The sequence below is a fragment of the Streptomyces sp. NPDC026672 genome (genome assembly GCF_040638185.1).
In the GTDB taxonomy this organism is placed as follows: domain Bacteria; phylum Actinomycetota; class Actinomycetes; order Streptomycetales; family Streptomycetaceae; genus Streptomyces.
This window is the reverse complement of record NZ_JBEZXS010000002.1, coordinates 351,419-369,593: the sequence shown is the minus strand read 5'-3', so window position 1 is coordinate 369,593 and position 18,175 is coordinate 351,419. Positions and strand designations below refer to the sequence as shown.

Annotated in this window: 15 protein-coding genes; 8 read left to right on the top strand and 7 right to left on the bottom strand. The window is 74.4% G+C overall.

All coding sequences use genetic code 11. The features are described 5' to 3' along the window. The first annotated feature begins 41 nt into the window (after positions 1 to 41). Genes AB0F77_RS03235 through AB0F77_RS03210 form a run of 6 tightly spaced genes read left to right on the top strand, consistent with a single transcriptional unit; the run spans position 42 to position 6,586 of the window. Entirely contained in the window at positions 42 to 1,883 is a 1,842-nt protein-coding gene (locus AB0F77_RS03235) for an SCO2524 family protein (protein WP_361940503.1), read from the top strand. A gap of 3 nt (positions 1,884 to 1,886) precedes the next feature. Then, positions 1,887 to 2,801, top strand: a complete 915-nt coding sequence (locus AB0F77_RS03230) for an SCO2523 family variant P-loop protein (protein WP_361940500.1) — start codon at positions 1,887 to 1,889, stop codon at positions 2,799 to 2,801. Beyond that, positions 2,798 to 3,757, top strand: a complete 960-nt coding sequence (locus AB0F77_RS03225) for an SCO2522 family protein (protein WP_361940497.1) — start codon at positions 2,798 to 2,800, stop codon at positions 3,755 to 3,757. Before AB0F77_RS03230 ends, AB0F77_RS03225 begins: the two co-directional genes overlap by 4 nt. Next, entirely contained in the window at positions 3,758 to 4,723 is a 966-nt protein-coding gene (locus AB0F77_RS03220; RefSeq protein WP_361940494.1) for an SCO2521 family protein, read from the top strand. Positions 4,724 to 4,744: 21 nt separating this feature from the next. Then, complete coding sequence (locus AB0F77_RS03215) at positions 4,745 to 5,680, top strand: hypothetical protein (protein ID WP_361940491.1); 936 nt, start codon at positions 4,745 to 4,747, stop codon at positions 5,678 to 5,680. 9 nt (positions 5,681 to 5,689) lie between these two features. After that, on the top strand, positions 5,690 to 6,586 hold the full coding sequence (locus tag AB0F77_RS03210) for a DUF6879 family protein (protein ID WP_361940488.1): 897 nt from the start codon (positions 5,690 to 5,692) through the stop codon (positions 6,584 to 6,586). Here the strand turns inward: AB0F77_RS03210 and AB0F77_RS03205 are convergent. Continuing rightward, complete coding sequence (locus AB0F77_RS03205) at positions 6,552 to 7,436, bottom strand: LysR substrate-binding domain-containing protein (protein WP_361940485.1); 885 nt, start codon at positions 7,434 to 7,436, stop codon at positions 6,552 to 6,554. The two genes, AB0F77_RS03210 and AB0F77_RS03205, sit on opposite strands and share 35 nt — an antisense overlap. Before the next feature lie 183 nt (positions 7,437 to 7,619). On the opposite strand from AB0F77_RS03205, the gene AB0F77_RS03200 reads away from it, so the two are divergent. Further along, a complete protein-coding gene (locus tag AB0F77_RS03200; RefSeq protein ID WP_361940603.1) occupies positions 7,620 to 8,633 on the top strand; it encodes a bile acid:sodium symporter family protein in 1,014 nt (337 codons plus the stop codon). Between the two features lie 105 nt (positions 8,634 to 8,738). On the opposite strand, the gene AB0F77_RS03195 is transcribed toward AB0F77_RS03200, so the two are convergent. After that, positions 8,739 to 10,607 carry a sialidase family protein gene (locus AB0F77_RS03195; RefSeq protein ID WP_361940482.1) on the bottom strand — a complete coding sequence of 623 codons (1,869 nt, stop codon included), beginning with the start codon at positions 10,605 to 10,607 and terminating at the stop codon, positions 8,739 to 8,741. 341 nt (positions 10,608 to 10,948) lie between these two features. Between AB0F77_RS03195 and AB0F77_RS03190 the strand changes: the two genes are divergently transcribed. Then, the gene (locus tag AB0F77_RS03190) at positions 10,949 to 11,476 is read left to right on the top strand and encodes an isochorismatase family protein (protein ID WP_361940480.1); all 528 of its coding nucleotides are present in this window, start codon (positions 10,949 to 10,951) and stop codon (positions 11,474 to 11,476) included. Between the two features lie 13 nt (positions 11,477 to 11,489). Here AB0F77_RS03190 and fdhD read toward each other — a convergent pair whose 3' ends face one another. From fdhD to AB0F77_RS03165, 5 genes are read right to left on the bottom strand one after another with little or no spacing between them, the layout of a single operon-like run. Further along, the gene (gene fdhD, locus AB0F77_RS03185; protein ID WP_361940478.1) at positions 11,490 to 12,338 is read right to left on the bottom strand and encodes a formate dehydrogenase accessory sulfurtransferase FdhD; all 849 of its coding nucleotides are present in this window, start codon (positions 12,336 to 12,338) and stop codon (positions 11,490 to 11,492) included. 7 nt (positions 12,339 to 12,345) lie between these two features. Then, positions 12,346 to 13,275, bottom strand: coding sequence for a 2Fe-2S iron-sulfur cluster-binding protein (locus AB0F77_RS03180; protein ID WP_361940475.1), 930 nt, complete (start codon positions 13,273 to 13,275; stop codon positions 12,346 to 12,348). Then, on the bottom strand, positions 13,272 to 15,089 hold the full coding sequence (locus AB0F77_RS03175) for an NAD(P)H-dependent oxidoreductase subunit E (RefSeq protein WP_361940472.1): 1,818 nt from the start codon (positions 15,087 to 15,089) through the stop codon (positions 13,272 to 13,274). The genes AB0F77_RS03180 and AB0F77_RS03175 overlap by 4 nt, the downstream gene beginning before the upstream one ends. A 3-nt stretch (positions 15,090 to 15,092) precedes the next feature. Continuing rightward, positions 15,093 to 17,012, bottom strand: coding sequence for a molybdopterin-dependent oxidoreductase (locus AB0F77_RS03170; protein WP_361940469.1), 1,920 nt, complete (start codon positions 17,010 to 17,012; stop codon positions 15,093 to 15,095). Next, positions 17,009 to 17,980 carry a 2-dehydropantoate 2-reductase gene (locus AB0F77_RS03165; RefSeq protein ID WP_361940466.1) on the bottom strand — a complete coding sequence of 324 codons (972 nt, stop codon included), beginning with the start codon at positions 17,978 to 17,980 and terminating at the stop codon, positions 17,009 to 17,011. Before AB0F77_RS03165 ends, AB0F77_RS03170 begins: the two co-directional genes overlap by 4 nt. Positions 17,981 to 18,175: the final 195 nt, after the last annotated feature.

Genomic DNA, 18,175 nt, shown 5'->3' with positions numbered 1-18,175 from the left:
CCCGCGCGCGACGGGCCGACGACGACCATCAGGGGGGCCGGATGGAGATCGATCCGCGGCAGCAGGTGCTGGCCATCTGGTCCGGCATCGCACGGCACGCCGTCACCGACGGCGCCTGGGACTGGGGGCCGCACGCCGGCCGCAGCAGCGTCGAGGACGCGGAACGCCTCCTGTGCCTCATGTACCCCGCCACCGAGATGCCCGCGTTCCAGCTGAGCGACCCCGACCTCCTCCAGAAGGACGTGGCGGCCGTCCTCGCGGGCCTCGGCGGCCGGCTCGGCCTGCCCGAGGCGTTCTGCCGCATGCTCCACGACTTCACCACCACCCACACCACCGCGGACGGCCGGCCCGCCTTCGCGGGCGGCAGCTACTTCACCGCCCTCGACCCCACGCGGGAACCCACCGCCGAACAGCGCGCCCTGGGCGTCGTCGACTCCTACTCGATGTCCATCACCCTCTGCCTGGCCACGCTCGGCTTCCTCAAGGACCTCACCGCCGCCCGCCCCTGGGGCCCGCACGCCGCCCTCGCCGCCGAACTCAGGGAGGCCACCCGGGTCCGGCTCACCGCCGCCCTGGTCAGCCTGCTGCGCTCCTTCACCGTCAGCGTCTTCGACGCCGAGTCGCCCCGCGGGCGGCGGCTGTGCGCGCTGCTCGGCCAGGACAAGGTGCCCGACCGGATCGTCCTGGAGCGGTTCCAGCGCCGGTTCGGCTCGCTGAGCGCCACCGTCCGGGACCACTTCGACCTCGGCGCCGACCTCCGCGGCAGCCTCGACCGGCGCGACCAGCTCTTCGAGTGCGGCTGGACCTGGGGCGTCGTACGGGACGCGCCGCCCGTCGCGACCGAGGACGACATCGGCCCCCAGCCCGAGGGCTGCGCCGACCCCGTCCCCTCCCCGTACTTCACGGTCGTCGCCCTCGACGGGATCGTGGACCTGTTCTCCGACCGCACCCTCAAGCTCGGGCTGCTCACCCCCGACCAGCAGCGGCTCGCCGAGGCCCTGCGGCTGCGCCGCCAGGTCGCCCAGCAGTACTGGTCGGGCATCGCCCGCTTCCTGCCCACCGCCTGGCCCCTCGCCGACATCCCCTGGCGGCTCGCCGACGACGGACCCGTCGCGGAGTACCACACCCTCTCCGTCACCTCGATCCTCGTCCACGGCCTCGCCCGCGAACGCACCGCCGACGACGACGTGCCCCGCGTCGTCGACGTCCTGCGCCGCCTCGCCGAACGCGGCCGCGTCACCAGCCGGATGACCAGCGACGCCGAGACCGCGCTGCGCCTGCACACCCCCGGCGTCGCCCTGCCCCTGGACGGCAGCGAACGCCTCGGCCCGCCGCTGTCCTGGACCGTCAACGACTTCGCCGCCCAGCTCCTCAAACGCACCGTCCAACTGCGTGTCCTCGTCCGCGCCCTGCCCGCCCAGGAACAGCTGCGCGGGCTCGCCGAGGAGACGATGGCCCACCTGTGGGCCAGACGGCGGCCCGACGGCCCCGGCGCGGGACTCTGGGACGACGCACGGGGCGTGGACCCGCACGCGCCCGCGTCCGACGAACCCTCCTGGGGACTGACCGAACGCGTCGTCGAGGCCATGGTCGCCGCGGGCCTGCTCCTCGCCCAGCAGCCCATCCGCAGCGTCGACCTGGTCGGCCTCACCCGCGACCTCATCGGCGAGGCCGGACACCTGCTCGGCGTCGAACGCCAGGGGCCCCCGGTACGGGCCGGCAGCGCCCAGGCCCTCGAACTCGCCGGCATCGAAGCCGGACTCCGCCGCGCCGGCCGCCTCGCCGAGGAACAGCCCGGCACCGCCTTCGCCCTGGCCCTGCGCGCCCTCGGCGACCTCGACACCCTGGCCCGCGCCCGGCAGAACGCACTCGGAGGCGGCTGACCGATGATCCTCTTCGCCGCGTCCGACAAGGGCGGCACCGGCCGCTCCGTCACCACCGCCAACCTCGCCTACCGCAGGGCCCTGCACGGCGACGACGTCTGCTACGTCGACTTCGACTTCGGCTCTCCCACCACCGCGGTGGTCCTCGACGTCCCGCGCGCCCTGCGCGAGGCCGAGGGCAAGGGCCTCCACTCGTACCTGGACGGCACCGGCCCCGAACCGGCCCGCATCGACGTCTGGACCCGCACGGAACACCCCGACCTGCGACGGCACCGGCCGCCCGCCGGACGCCTCGTCCTGCTCCCCGGCGACCCCGGACGCGGCGAGTTCGCCGTCCGCCCGGACACACTGCGGCGCTGCGCCGACCTGCTCCTCGCCCTCACCGCGGAGTTCGACCTCGTGATGGTCGACCTCAGCGCCGGCCGCAGCTTCGCCACCGACATGGTCCTCGCCGCCACCGCCCTGCCCGCACTGCGCGACGTGCCGGCACGGTGGCTCGTCTACCACCGCTGGACGCGCCAGCACGTCACCGCCGCCGCCGGACTGGTCCACGGCGGGCGCGGCCTGATCGCGGCCGGCGTACGGCACGGGCACGACGAGGAACGGCTGCGCGGCGCCGTCCGGTTCGTCCGGGCCGCCGTACCCGACCCCGACTCCCCGCTCTGGTCGCAGCTCGGCCCCGCGCAGGCCACCTGGATGCGCCAGTGCGACGAGTCCCTGCTCGCGCTGGCCGCCGAACTCGGCGCGGGCTACGCCCGGGTGCTGGGCTCCGTCCCGCTCGAACCCGTGCTCCAGTGGCGCGAGCAGCTCATCACCGACGAGGACGTGCAGAGCGGGATCGTCGCCCCGCAGACCCGGCAGGCACTGGAGGACCTGGCGGGACGGCTCACCGACGACACGTCCTGGGGCCGGACGTGAACGGCCCGCCCGTCTTCCGCGAGACCACCGCCGAGCCGCGCACCGAGGCCGTGCCGCTCTCCCACGTCTCCCTGGAGGTCGGCCACCTCTACGCCGAGGACTTCGCGGCGGGAACGGCCCGGCTGCGCGCCCACTTCGAGCGGGTACGGCCCTGGCTGGACGCCGTCCACACCGCGACCGCCGCCCTCGTGGCCCGGCCCCGCGTCAGCACCTGCTTCCTCGTCGACGACTACTTCACCCCCTTCGCCTCGCCCGCCGAGGTCCTGCCCGGCCTGCTCGCCGAGGCGGACCGGGCCGGGGTGCGCGTCGACTACCTGGCACGCGAGTCGGGCTGCGCCGTCGCCGACGGCGTCCCGCTGGCCGAGCACACGGTGGCACGCCTGGTGGAGTCGCCGGTGCCGGGCAGCGACGGCTCCCGGCCGCCCGCCCGGCAGACCGGCTGGCTCGCCAACGGTGAACGCGGCCCCGCCCCCGCACCCGTCGAGGCCATGGCGCCCGCCCGGCCCTGGGCCCCGCCCGCCGAGACCGGCGCACGCCGGCACTCGATCTTCACCGACGTCGAGCTGTGGGACGAACGGGACGGCCGGCGCACCTGGTCCTGCCCGCTCCTGGCCGCCGTCTGGCAGCTCGCCCGGCTCGGCCTGCTGCGCCACGAGGGCCGGCCGCTGCCCGCCGCACACCCCTTCGACGCCGCGGCCCTGCCCGGGACCTGGGCCGCCCTGCCGCCGCTGCTGCGGACACGACCGGACCCCCCGCCCTTCTGCGCCTACCGGACCTGGTCCGTCCTGTCCTCGCGGTTCCTCGCCGTGGAGCACGCCGTCCGGATCGTCCTCGACCAGGTCACCGTCGACCCCGACGCCCTGGCCCAGGCCGCCGGACGCGCCGCGCGCGAGGGACTGACCGTGCCCGGCTCCGTCGCCGAGCGAATCTCCTACGTCTTCCCCGCGGAGCCGTGAATGCCGGCCGGGGGAGCGGAAGGGACCGGGACCACCGTGCTGGCCTGCGGCGAGGTGCGCACCACCCTGCTCGCGACCTCCCGCGCCCTGTCCGGCGAGGAGGCGTGCGCCCTGCTGCGGCTGCGCGCCGGCGACCGGGTGCGCCTGGCGAGCCGCCCGGTGCCGTACGCCGAGTCCGCCGACGTCCTCACGGGCGTCGACTGCCCGCTGCCCACCGCGTCCGGCGCCCGCGTCCGGGCGGTCGGCACCGTGCGCGCCCGCGCCCTGCTCACCGGGGGCCGCGTCCTGCAGTCCTCCGCCCGTGTCGCGCTGCCCGCCGACGGTGAGCGCGCCCGCGGACCGTGGGGACGGCACCTGGCCCGGCCGGGGACCGTACGGCCCTTCGGGCGGCTGCCCGCCGAGGACGTCGCCGACGGCTGGCTGGCCGGGACGGACCGGCCCGGTGAACTCGCGCTCGGCGCGGTCGCCGGACGGCTGCTCGCCGACGTGACCCGGCAGCCGGTCCTGGACCACCGGCCGCCCTTCCGCTCCCGCCCGACCCGGCTGCGCTGGGCCGCGCTGCGGGCGCCGGCCGGGCAGGCACCCGCGATCGAGTCCCTCGTGCTCGTCGACGACGGACTGCGCACGGCGCGGCTGCGGCTGCCCGAACGGGACGACGGGGACGCGCTGACCGCGTTCTGCGAGGACCTGGCCCTGCACGACTGGCTCCTGACCACGCTCCTTGCCCAGGTCGAGCGCAGCGGGCTCGGCTCGGCGGACGACCTCGTGGCGCTGCGCGCCCTGCGCCCCGCCGTCGGCCGGCTGCTGCACCTGTGGATGCCGGCGGCCCGGCTCGACCCGGACCTCGCGGCGCTGTGGGACCCCCTGGAGCGCGCGCCGGGGTTCAGCCGGCAGTGGCACGGCCTGGCGCAGCGGATCAGGGATCAGACGGCGCTGCTGGCACTCATGCCGGGGGAGAGCGCGTGACGACCGGAAGCGGGGGATGAGATGGCGGAGTCCGGCGGTACGCAGTCGGTGCTGCTGAAGGTCGGGATCACCGGCGTCCTCGGGATCGGCAGCTATGTGATCACCAATCTCTTCGAGGCGTCCGAGGTCGCGAAGATCACCCTGTCCCTGCTGATCGGCGCCTCGGCGCTGATCGTGCAGTTCATGATGGACTTCGAGAAGGGCACCAAGGTCCTGGGGACCCGCCTGGAGGACCACACGACGGCCGTCGAGAGCCGGGTGCGGGACGGGTTCGTGCGCTTCGGCGACATCTTCGAGTTCCTGGGCCGGCTCGACGACGACACCGAGCGGTTCGCGGAGGTCGAGCGGCTGGTGCGCAACGTCGCCGCCCTGGCGCCCGGCCGCGGGGGCATCCTGGAGGAGTTCGTCGACGCCGAGCTCAAACGGGTCGCCGACCTCATGGGGAACCTGTCGGGCAGCCACGTCGACTACGAGGGCGAGGACCGCGACTGGCTGCTCGCCCTGATCGACAAGGTCGGGCTCACCATGGACGCCGCCAGCACCCAGGAGGACCTGGGCTTCTGGAAGACGGACCTGGGCCGCCGCTATCTGATGGCGCAGCGCAACGCGATCCGGCTCAGGGGGGTGCGCATCCGCCGGCTGATCATCGTCGAGTCGCCCGGACACATCGACCAGGACCTCAGACGCCTGCGCGAACAGCAGGAACTCCTGGACATCGACGTGAAGATCGCGACGCTCTCGACGCTCCCCCACCATCTGCGCATCTTCCCGGTGCACAACTTCGTCGTGTTCGACGGGGCGATCAGCTACGAGGTGAGCCCCGACCTCGACGGCGGCCGGGGGACCGAGGAGGAGCCGGTGACCCCGATGATCGCCAGCACGAAGCTCGTGCTGCGCCAGTCGGACGTGGACACCCGGATCGCCCGCTTCAACGAGTTGTGGGACGAGGGGAACTAGGGAGGCGGGATGAGCAACAGGCTGATGCTGACGACGCGCGCGCTGGTCACCGTGATCGTCGGCGGCGGTGCCTATCTGGTCGCCGGTGCCTTCGACCAGCCCGTGGCGTGGCGGGTCACCCTCGCCGTCGTCGTCGGGGGCGTCGCCCTGATCGTGCAGTTCATGCTCGACTTCGACCAGCGGATCGGCGCGCTCGGCGAGGACCTGCGCCGCGACCGGGAGGAGACCCGGGAACTCGTCGACGACAGCTTCACCCGGATCAGCCAGGCCACCGAGCTGTTCGGCCAGGTCGAGACGTCCGCCCTGCGCGCCGACGGTGTGGTCCGGCTGGTGAACAGCGCCACCAACGTGGACTCGTCGGCGCCCGGGATCGTCCGCGTGTTCGCCCAGGAGGAGGTGCGCAGGCTGACGGACCTGCTGGAGAACATGAGCCGCAACGTCGTCGACCGCGAGGGCGAGGACCACGAGTGGATCGTGACCCTCACCCGGTGCACGGTCGCCACGATCAACGCCGTCAGCACCTCGATCGACCGGGACTTCTGGGACGGCGAGACGGGCCGCCGCTATCTGAGCGCCCAGCGGGAGGCCATCCAGACCCGCGGGGTGCGCATCCGGCGCGTCTTCCTCGTCGCGGCGCCGGCCGACGTCGACGAGGTGCTTGAGCGGCAGTTCGAGAACCAGCAGAGCCTCGGCATCGACGTGCGGGTGCTGGTGCTCGACTCCGTGCCCTCGTCGGTGCGGCTCGACGTGACGCGGGACTTCGTCGTCTTCGACGAACAGCTCTCCTACGAGGTGGTCTTCGACCTCCAGGGGATCAACGCGACCACGCTGAACTTCCTGACCGAGCGGGTCGAGCAGCGGGTCAAGCGCTTCAGCGAGCTGTGGGAGGCCGCCGGACGGTCATGAGCCGGTTGCCGGCCGCCAGGACCGACGCCGCGAGCGCGTCCGCCGCCTCCTGCGCGGCCGTACGCCGCTGCCCGTGCACCAGGACGAAGTCCACGGCGCCCAGCTCCGGCAGACCGGCGCGGTCCGGCACCCGGAACAGGCCCGGGGGGATCAGACCGCGGGAGTGGGCCATGACGCCCAGGCCCGCGCGGGCCGCCGCGATCAGGCCGTTGAGGCTGCCGCTCGTGCAGACGACGCGCCACTCCCGGCCCTGCCGCTCCAGCGCCTCCATGGCCAGGGCACGGGTGATGCCGGGCGGCGGGTAGACGATGAGGGGGACCGGGCGGTCGGGGTCCACGCGCAGCCGCTCCGCGCCGATCCACACCAGGCGGTCGTGCCAGACGGGCTCGCCGCGCGGGTCCTGCGGGCGCCGCTTGGCGAGGACCAGGTCCAGCTTCCCCGCGGCCAGCCGCTCGTGCAGGGTGCCGGACAGCTCGACCGTCAGCTCCAGGTCGACCTCCGGGTGGTCGTGGCGGAAGCCCTCCAGGATCTCCGGCAGCCGGGTCAGCACGAAGTCCTCCGACGCGCCGAAGCGCAGCCGGCCGCGCACCCGGGTGCCCGCGAAGAACGCCGTCGCCTGCTCGTGCACCTCCAGGAGCCGGCGCGCGAAGCCGAGCATCGCCTCGCCGTCCTCGGTCAGCTCCACCGAGTGCGTGTCGCGCGAGAACAGCTGCCGTCCGGTGGCGTCCTCCAGCCGCCGCACGTGCTGGCTCACCGTGGACTGCCGCAGTCCGAGCCGTCTGGCGGCCTGCGTGAAGCTGAGGGTCTGGGCGACCGCGAGGAACGTCCGCAGGTGGGTGGGGTCGTACATCCGGCCAGGCTATCGCGGGCCGCGATAACAGTCAGAGTGGTATGACGGATTCCCGATCGCGGGTGGGAGGAGGACGATGGAGAGGGGTCCTCCGGCCCTCGGACGACCAGAACACGACGACGACACGACCCTCGTGACACAAGCAAGTGGAGCACCGTGAAACGCCTGCACCGGCCGCGTTGGATGCCGATCGACCCCTACATCCTGCTGCTGCTCGGGACGGTGGGTCTGGCCGCTCTCCTGCCCGCCCGGGGCACCGCCGCGGACGTCGCCTCCGGCGTGTCCACCGGCGCCATCGCCCTCCTGTTCTTCCTCTACGGCGTCCGTCTGTCCACCCGCGAGGCGCTGGACGGCCTCAGGCACTGGCGTCTGCACGTCACCGTCCTCGCCGCCACCTTCGTGGTCTTCCCGCTGCTCGGACTCGCGTCGCGCGGACTCGTGCCGGTCCTCCTCACCCACCCGCTCTACCAGGGCCTGCTGTTCCTCACGCTGGTGCCGTCGACCATCCAGTCGTCCATCGCGTTCACCTCGATCGCCCGCGGCAACGTGCCCGCCGCGATCTGCGCCGGCTCCTTCTCCTCGATCGTCGGCATCGTCCTCACCCCGCTGCTCGCGGCGGCGCTGCTCGGCAGCAGCGGGGGCGGCTTCTCGGCCGACTCGCTCGTCAAGATCGTGCTCCAGCTGCTCGTGCCGTTCGTCGCCGGGCAGCTGCTGCGCCGCTGGGTGGGCGGGTTCATGGCCCGGCACAAGAAGGTGCTCGGACTGGTCGACCGGGGCTCGATCCTGCTCGTCGTCTACACCGCGTTCAGCGAGGGCATGGTCCAGGGCATCTGGCACCAGGTCAGCCCGCTGCGGCTCGGCGGGCTGCTCGTCGTCGAGGCCGTGGTGCTCGCGGTGATGCTCCTGGTGACCTGGTACGGCGGCAAGGCGCTGGGCTTCGGCCGCGAGGACCGCATCGCCCTCCAGTTCGCCGGGTCGAAGAAGTCCCTCGCCTCCGGACTGCCCATGGCGAGCGTGCTGTTCGGCGCCCACGCCTCCCTCGCCGTGCTGCCGCTGATGCTCTTCCACCAGATGCAGCTCATGGTCTGCGCGGTCATCGCCAAACGCCGCGCCCGCGACCCGCAGCGGCCGCCGGTCCCGCAGGCCCCGAGGGCGGAGACCCGCACCGCGGTGGGCACCGGCCCCCGCTGGCACTGACGCCGACGCGGACACCGACGCCGATCCCGCCCTCGATGCCGCCGCCGTCCGGCGGGGGCACACCGTCCGGTGAGGTGGTGGTGTCCCCACCGGACGGTCCCGGCGTCAGCCGCGTGTCACCCGGTCCAGGGGGAGGTACAGGACCGTGTCCGGTGAGCCGCGGTGGGCCCCGGGGGCCGCGAGCTCGGCGTCGGTCAGGGCGCGGTTCCAGAGGTGGACCTCGTCGATCGAGCCGGTGAAGAAGGCGCGGCTGTCCATGCGCTGGCCGATGTGCACGCCGAACGGGGAGTTGCGGCTCACCGAGCCGGTCACGTCGGCGACGCTCGACACGGTCCCGTCCACCGACAGCGACAACTGCCCGCCGCCGCGCCGCAGCACCACCCGGTGCCACTGGCCGTCGTTGTAGGCGGTCGTCGTGGCCACGGCCGCCGTCCGCACCGCGGTCGCCCCGTCCCGCACGGTGATCAGCCCGCGCAGCCGCCCGCTCTCCGGTTCGCCGCGCAGCCAGATCTGCGGCTGGGTAGTGCCGATGCCGCCCATCCACAGCAGCGGCTGCTCCCCGGTGGTGGCCGAGTAGCGGAACCACAGGGACGCCGTGAAGTCCCCGGTGCCCAGCGGCAGCCGCCCGTCGTACGGCAGCCGCACGGCGTCGTCGGTGCCGTCGAACTCCAGCGCGCCGCCCCGCACGCCGTCCGTCTCCCGCGCGCCGCCGAGGACCGCCGCCCGCCGGGCGCCCGCGGCGAGGTCGGCGGTCGTGGGATCGGGTCCGCGGCGCGGTCGCAGCCAGTCCTCGGTGAACCGGGCGAAGCGGATCTCGTCGCGTGCGTCGACCGCGCCGCCCTCGTACAGCAGACCCACCGTGCCCCGGCCGATGCCCACCAGGTCGGAGTAGCCGGACCAGTCCGTGGTGACGACGGTGCCCCGGTCCACGCTGTCCCAGGTGCGCCCGCCGTCGTAGGAGGAGCGGATCATCATGGTGCGGCGGCGGTCGGGGTCGGCGGGGCAGGACAGCAGGACGCGGTCGCCGACGTTCAGCAGGGAGCCCTGGACCTGGGGCGTGTACAGGTCCGGCAGGGCGCGGAAGGGCGTGGTGAAGCTCGTGCCGCCGTCGCGGCTGACGGTCTGGGCGCGGTGGCCGAGGTCGGTGCCGTCCTGCTCCCGTCCGCTGACGAGGACCGAGCCGTCGGCGCGCTCGGCGAGGGTCACCTCGGACGGCTTCTGCCGGAAGGTCCCGTCGGCGGCGATGGGCCAGGTGTCGCGCGCGCCGATCCGCCAGTGGTCGCCGCCGTCGTCGCTGACGATCAGCGCCGCGTGATTGGCGCTGACCCGGCTGCCGTCCCAGGTCTCGGTGTTGACGCCGAAGACCAGCCGGCCGGCGTACCGGCCCCGGGTGAGCTGGATGCCGTGCACCGGTCCCGTCGCGTACCAGGAGTTCCAGTCCGGGGGCAGGATCTCGGGGCTCAGGTCGCGCGGCGCCGACCAGGTCAGGCCGTCGTCGTCGCTGTACTGGAGGTGCGGGGTGCGGTCGCAGGGGACGGAGCAGCCGGCGCTGTCCGTACGGCCCGTGTTGTAGGTCTCCGCGAGCAGGATCCGGCCGGTGTCGCGGTCCACGATCGGGGCGGGGTTGCCGTGGGTGTCGCCCCCGCCCCGGTCGACGACCTGGAGCGGGCCCCAGGTGCGCCCGCCGTCGGTGGAGCGCTTGAGGACGATGTCGATGTCGGCGGCGTCCCCGCAGTTGAGGACCCGGCCCTCGGCGAAGGCCAGGAGCGTGCCGTCGGTGGTGCGCACGACGGCCGGGATGCGGAAGCAGGCGTACCCGGGGTCCTGGGACGCCTTGAAGAGGATCTGCTGCTCGAACTGCGGTGCGGCTGCGGCGGGTTGGGAGTGCGCGGCCTCGGCCGGCACCAGGAGGACGGCCGCCGTGCACACGGCGGCCAGGGCGGCTCTCAGGGGAATCCCGCCCGCGCGTCCCAAACCGCGGAGTCGGTGGAGTGCGCTGGTTCCTGACGGCATGGTGCGACCTGCCCTTCATGCGTCGAGAGGCATGGGGACATCGGGACATCGGGACATCACGGCAGCACGGCATCGAGACGTCACGGCATCGGGACATCCGGACATCCGACGTCCAACGTGCGCGTATCAGAAGGTAGTTGGGATCAGAGGGGCCTCACAAGAAGCGTGCGGCCACTTCGGCCGGCGGGACGGGCGGGGTGGCGCCGGGGGCCCCGACGATATCCACGATCGTGGGCAAGTCCAACGACCCCTTTGTCGGGGTGTGTCCGTCGCGGACGGCTGACGGAGGCTAACGTTCCGTCATGACCCCAGCTCTCGCACTCGATCCGGCGCGCACCGCCCTCGTCCTCGTCGACCTGATGGACCGCATCGTCGCGCTGCCCCTTGAGCCCCGGCAGGGCACCGAAGTCCTCGCCACCGCCCAGGAGTTGGCGCGCACGTTCCGGGCCGCGGGCGCGCTCGTCGTGCTCGTGCGCGTGGAACGGCCCGGCGTCGCCGAGCAGCCGCCCGGCAGCGGGCTGGTCGCGGGACTGCCCGGGGAGGGGGACGTGGAGGTCGTGAAGCGGACGATCGGCGCCTTCCAGGGCACCGACCTCGACGCGCGGCTGCGCGCGCACGGCGTGACCCGGCTGGTGTTCGCCGGGATCGCCACCAACCTCGGCGTCGAGTCCACCGCCCGCGCCGCCGCCGACCTCGGCTACGACCTGGTCTTCGCGGAGGACGCCATGGCCGCGTTCACCGCCGCCGAGCACGACGCCTCCGTACGCCTCGACTTCCCGCGGCTCGGCACGGTGGTCCGGGCGGCCGCGCTGAGCTTCGCGACCGCCTGAGCCGTTCAGACCCTCAGCCCCGCCCGACCGGGGTCCGCAGGGCGATGCGCTCCTCGCCCGCGTACACGTTCATCGAGCTGCCCCGCAGGAACCCCACCAGCGTCAGCCCGGTCTCCGCGGCCAGGTCCACCGCCAACGACGACGGCGCCGAGACCGCCGCGAGGACCGGGATGCCCGCCATCACGGCCTTCTGCGCCAGCTCGAACGAGGCCCGCCCCGACACCAGCAGCAGCGTCCGGGACAGCGGCAGGGCGCCGCTCTGGAGCGCGCGCCCGACCAGCTTGTCGACCGCGTTGTGCCGGCCCACGTCCTCCCGGACGTCGAGCAGTTCGCCGTCCTCCGTGAACAGGGCCGCCGCGTGCAGCCCTCCGGTCCGGTCGAACACCCGCTGTGAGGCCCGCAGCCGGTCGGGCAGCTCGGCGAGCAGCCCGGGATCGACGCGCACGGGCGGGGTGTCGGCGATCGGCCAGCGGGCCGTGGTCCGTACGGCGTCCAGGCTCGCCTTGCCGCACAGCCCGCAGGACGAGGTGGTGTACACGTTCCGTTCGAGCGTGATGTCGGGGATCACGACGCCCGGCGCGGTCCGCACGTCCACCACGTTGTACGTGTTCGAACCGTCCGCCGTGGCGCCCGCGCAGTACACGATGTTCTGGAGGTCGGTGCCCTCGGCGAGCACGCCCTCGCTCACCAGGAAGCCCGCGGCCAGCGCGAAGTCGTCGCCCGGTGTGCGCATGGTGATGGCGAGGGGCTTGCCGTTGAGCCTGATCTCCAACGGCTCCTCGGCCACCAGCGTGTCGGGCCGGCTGGAGACCGCCCCGTCGCGGATGCGGAGCACTTTGCGTCGTTCCGTGACTCGTCCCATGTCCTGATCAGCCCCGGTTCTGTGCGTACTGGTGGCCGAAACGGCCCTTGAAACAGAGGTGGCCCCGGGTCACCGGATGGCTCTGCGGGGAGGTGACCCTCACGATGTCATTGTCCTGCACATGGAGCACGACCCCGCAGCCCGCGTCGCAGTGCCCGCACACCGTGGCCGTCGTGGTCCGCCGTGTCACGTCCCAGGTACCCGCCGCGCGCAGGTCGAACTCCGTGCGCGCCGACAGGGCGCCCGTCGGGCACACGTCGAGGCAGTCCCCGCAGTACACGCACGCGGAGTCGGGGAGCGGGGCGTCGTGCTCGGCCGCGATCCGGGTGGCGAAGCCGCGGCCGGTCACCGCGAGCGCGAAGGCGTACGGGCCCTGCTCGCCGCAGACGTCCACGCACCGCCGGCACAGGACGCACTTGTCCGGCTCGCGCGCGATCAGCTCGTCGTCGAGCCTCGGTGGTCCGTCGTCGGGGCGGGCGGCGTCCGGGCCGAACCGGTCGGGGCGGGCGCCGTACTCCTCGATCCACCCGGCCGCTCGCGGGGTCGTGGACAGGTCGGCCGTGGAGGCGAGCAGTTCCAGGACGGTCCTGCGGCTGTGCCGGACCCGCTCGGTGTCGGTGCGGACGGCCATGCCGGGCTCGACCGCACGCGCACAGGCCGGCACCAGGGGCGCCGCGTCGTCGGTGCCGGCGGTGTCACCGGCGACGTCGGGGTTGCCGGGGTTGCCGGTGTTATCGGGGTTGTCGGTCTCGACGACGCAGAGGCGGCAGGTGGGGGCCTGGCGCCCGGCGCCCCCGGTGTGGCAGAGCGCGGGGACGTCCTTGCCCGCCGAGCGGCACGCGTCGAGCACGGTCGTGCCCTCGGGCACCCGGACCGGTTCGCCGTCGAGGGTGAACTCCAGCAGGCGGCGCGGGAGTCCGAGTCCGGTGGGCGTCACGCGTACACCCCCAGCTCGTCCAGGGCCGACTCCACGGCGTTCCAGGCGCCGCGCCCCACCCCGCACGCCGAGGCGTCGCGCAGCGCCCGGCCCACCGCGCGCAGCAGGGCCACGTCGTCCGTGGCTGCGGCGGTGTCGGCGGGGTCCGTGCCGGTGCGCGAGGCGAGCCGGTGCAGGGCCTCCTCCTGGCGCACGGTCCCGATCCGGCACGGCACGCACTGGCCGCAGGACGCCGCGCGGACCGTACCGGCGACGGCCGACAGCAGGCGGGGCAGGTCGACGGTGGCGTCGAGCGTCAGGACCGCGCCGGAACCGGGGACGGAGGTGTCGGGGGTGAGCGGGACGCCGAGGCGGTCGGCGCCGCCCGTGGGGTCCGCGCGCACGAAACGGCCCGCCGGGCCGCCCAGCAGCACCGCGCGCAGCCCCTGCCGTACGCCGGCGAGGTCCAGCAGGTCGCGCAGCGGCGTGCCGGACGGCAGCTCGTAGAGGCCGGGGCGGTCGACGCATCCCGACACGGAGAACAGCCTCGGCGCGCGGGCGGCGTACGCCGGGGCGTCCGGGGTCAGCAGGGGGAGCAGGCCCACGAAGGTCTCCACGCGGCCGGTGAGCGTGGGGCGGCCGAACAGCCCGCGCCCGCCGGTGAGCAGGGGCTCGGCGCGGTGGCCCTCGACGGCGCGGTGCACGGCCGAGTGCTCACCGCCGGTGCGGCCGCCCGCGCCGCGGCGGACCTCGATGTCGAAGACGTGGCCGCGGCCGAGGACGTCCTCGCCCAGCAGCCCCCGCGCGCGGGCACGGGACACGGCGTGGTCCAGCCGGCGCAGGGCGTCGGGGTGGTCGGGACCCACGACGACGAAGCCCCGCCGGGCGCCGGTGGTGTACCCGGCGATCGTCATGGCCTCGACGAGGGCGTACGGGTCGCCCTCCAGGAGCACACGGTCCGCGACGTCACCGGCCGCCCACGCGTCCGCGTCGCACACGACATGGTGCGGCCGCTCGGGCCGTCCCGCCACGTCCCGCGCCTGCGGCCAGACCGCGGCGACCACGTCCAGCGCCCCGGAGACCCCGAGCGAGAGGGCCCGCCGCAAGGCCACGAACCCGCCGTGGGCCCGGTAGTCGTCGACCGACCCGGGATCGACCACCCCGACCCGCCGCAACAACACGCGCCCGACACCGGGGGAAACGGGCTCGGCCCCCGGGACGTCGTCCTCCTCGGACATCTGCGGGGTGGAGGCGGCCGGGGGCGGGGGGTCCGGGAGGGAGTCGGGGGACGTCGCGGACAGGAGTGCCGTGGCGGGGGTGGCCGGGGCCGTGAGGGCGGAGCGGGCGGGGTCTCCGGCGCGGGTCGCGCGGGCCGCCGGGGCGCGGTCGCAGTGGCCGAGGCAGGACGAGCGCTCGACGGCGACGCCGTCCGCCGGGGTGAGCCGGGACTCCACACCGGCGCGCAGCGCGTCCGCGCCGGCCGCCGCGCAGACCGGGTCGGCGCAGATCCGCAGGACCGTGCGCGGGCGGGGGCGCACCGAGAAGTACGGGTGGAACGTGGCGACGCCGTACGCCTCCGCGGGCGGCACCGACAGCCGCCGGCACAGATGGGCCAGCCCGCCCGGACTGATCCGGCCCACGCGGTCGTTGAGGGCGTGCAGCCCCGGCAGCAGCAGGTGCCGGAGCTCCCGGGCCGTACGTCCGCCGCGCGACCACCGCAGGTCCTCGGCGCGGCGCTCCCCGCCCTCCCAGAACGACCCGGGCGGCCCGAGCAGCGCGTCGACGGCCGCGCGCTCCTCGTCCGTCGGCTCGCCGTCCCCGAAGTACAGGTCCACGTCTCACCCCACGTACGTGACGAGCGGAAGCTTCTCGACGCGCACCGCCGACGCCCCGAGCCCGGCGGTCCCCGGCGCCGGGGTGCGCGCCCCGGCGGTGAGCCGCTCGACCTCGTCGGTGTCGCCGTCGCGGACGGCCATGAAGGCGAGACCGGGACGCAGGGCGGCGTCGATCCACACCGACGCGACGACCGAGCCGCGCCGCGAGGTCACCAGTACCCGCTCGCCGACGGCCACCCCGTACCGCTCCGCGTCCTCCGGGCTCAGCTCCACGCAGTCGCCGCGCCGCAGGCCCGAACTCCCCGCGCGCACCAGGGGATCGGACGGGTCGGCGGGGCGGCCGGTGGTCAGCCGCAGCGGATGGCGTTCGTCGGTGAGGTCGGCGGGCGGCTCGTGCCGCACGCTCCCGAACGGCGCCCGCCCGCCCCGCCGTCGCGGGTCCGTCTCCCACAACCGGCCGTGGGCGTACGGCGGTTCGTCTCCGCCGGTGCCGGCGCCCGGCCACCGCAGGCCCTGCCGCCGCGCCAACCGCTCGTAGGTCATGCCGTGATGGCCCGCGGAGAGGGACCTCAGCTCGTCCCAGACGGCCTCCGCGTCCGGATGGTTCCACGCGTGCCCGAGCCGGCGTGCCAGGGCGGTGAGGACGGCGACGTCGTCGCGTGCCCCGCCGGGCGGGGCGAGCGCGCGGCGCACCCGCTGGACGCGGTGCTCACCGCTGGTGGTGGTGCCCTCGGACTCCGCCGGGCCCGCCGTGGGCAGTACCACGTCCGCCGACTCGGCGGTCCGGGTGCGGAAGGCGCCCTGGACGACCAGGAAGTCGAGCCCCGCGAGCGACCGGGCCACCCGACGCGGGTCCGCCCCGGTCCGCACCGGGTCCGCGCCGACGCAGTACACGGCCCGCAGCGAGCCGTCCGCCGCCGCCGCGACCATCTCCGGCAGATCGAGCCCGTAGTGCTCCGGGACGGGCACGCCCCAGGCGGCCGCGAGCCGTTCGCGGGCCCCGGCGTCCAGGACGTCGGCCCCGCCGGGCAGCCGGTCCGGCACCGCGCCCATGTCGGCGCAGCCCTGGAGGTTGCCCGCGCCCCGCAGCGGCAGCAGCCCGCAGCCCGCGCGCCCCAGGTGACCGGTGAGCAGCGCCAGGTCGATCAGCGCGCGCACGGTGCCGGCGCCGCGGTGGCCACCGGCGACCCCGGGGGTCCAGCACAGCACGGCGCGCTCGGCGCGGGCGTACGCGTGCGCCAACTCCCTTATCGCGTGCGCCGGTACGCCGGTCGCCTTCTCCGCCAGCGAGGGCGTCCACGGTTCGACGAGGGCCCGGTACCGCTCGAAGCCGGACGTCGCCCGCTCCACGAACGCCTCGTCGACCAGGCCGGCGCGGACGATCTCGCGGCCGAGCGCGTGCGCCAGCGGGACGTCGGTGCCGACGTCGGGGCCGAGCCAGCCCTCGGCCCAGCGCGCGCTCGCCGTGCGGCGCGGGTCGACCGTGTAGAGGCGGGCGCCGTCGCGGACGGCCCGCAGGACGTGCTGGAAGAACACGGGGTGGCCGCGCCGGGCGTCGCAGCCCCACAGCACCACGAGGTCGGTGCGCTCCACCTCCGCGTACGAGGGGGTCGCGCCGTCCGGGCCGAACGCGGCCGACAGGGCCGCCGCGCCCGCGGCACGGGCGTCGCGGCCGGGACCGTCGTCGTGGTCGATGTTGTTGGTGCCCATGACGGCCCGCGCGAACCGCTGGGCCAGATAGGCCGTCTCGTTCGTGGCGCGGGCGGAAACGAACAGCCCGAGGGCCCCGCGCGCGAGCGCGAGGCCACGGGCCGTCCGGTCGAGCGCCTCGTCCCACGTCGCCGGTCGCAGCGGCGCGCCACGCGCGTCCCTGACCAGCGGGTGGGTGAGGCGGGGAAGGGGTTCGCCCTCCCGAGCGCTCACGCGGCGCTCCGGAGCGCGAGCAGGTCCGAGATGGCGTGCACGGTGCGCAGGGTGGGCACCTCCACACCGGTGATCTCGGCCAGCTCGACGACGGCCGCGAGCAGCACGTCGAGTTCCAGCGGTTTGCCGCGCTCCAGGTCCTGGAGCGTGGACGTGCGGTGGTCACCGACCTTCTCGGCGCCCGCCAGGCGGCGTTCGATGGAGATGCCCACCTCGCAGCCGAGGGCCTCGGCCACCGACAGGGTCTCGCGCATCATGACCTCGATGACCTTGCGGGTGCCGCCGTGCAGGCACATCTGCCGCATGGTGGCCCGGGAGAGCGCGCTGATCGGGTTGAAGGAGATGTTGCCGAGCAGCTTGAGCCAGATGTCGTTGCGCAGGTCGGGTTCGACCGGGCACTTCAGTCCGCCCGCCACCATCGCCTCGCTGAAGTCCGTGCAGCGCGCGGAGACGCTGCGATCGGGCTCACCGATGGAGAAGCGGGTGCCCTCCAAGTGCCGTACGACGCCGGGGCCTTCGAGTTCGGTGGCCGCGTAGACCACACAGCCGACGGCCCGTTCGGGCGCGAGCACCTTGCTCACCGCGCCGTCCGGGTCCACGCTCTCGATGCGCTGTCCGTCGTACGGCCCGCCGTGCCGGTGGAAGTACCACCACGGGATGCCGTTCTGGGCCGCCACCACGGCCGTCCTGTCGTGCAGCAGCGGCTCGATGAGCGGCCCGCACGCCGCGTACGAGTTCGCCTTGAGGCCCAGGAAGACGTAGTCGACCGGGCCGATCTCGGTGGGGTCGTCGGTGGCGTGGGCGCGCGCGGTGAAGTCACCGCGCGGGCTCAGCACCTTGACCCCGTCCTGCCTCATGGCCGCGAGATGCGGTCCACGGGCGACGAGATGCACATCGGCGCCCGCACGGTGGAGTGCGGCACCGACATAGGCGCCGATCGCACCGGCGCCGAGAACTGCGACTTTCACGGGAACACTCCGTTCGGTTTGAGGGATACCGCGGAGGTGGGGGGTGAATCTTGTCGACGAAATATTGTCTACAGTATGGAGGAAGGGTCGACAAGGGTCCGCGCGCCGACCGTTCATCGCATCTCGCATACCGTTCACCGCATACGGTCGACTCGACGCTTCTCAACTTCTTGACATCGACCTACCGTCCGGGAT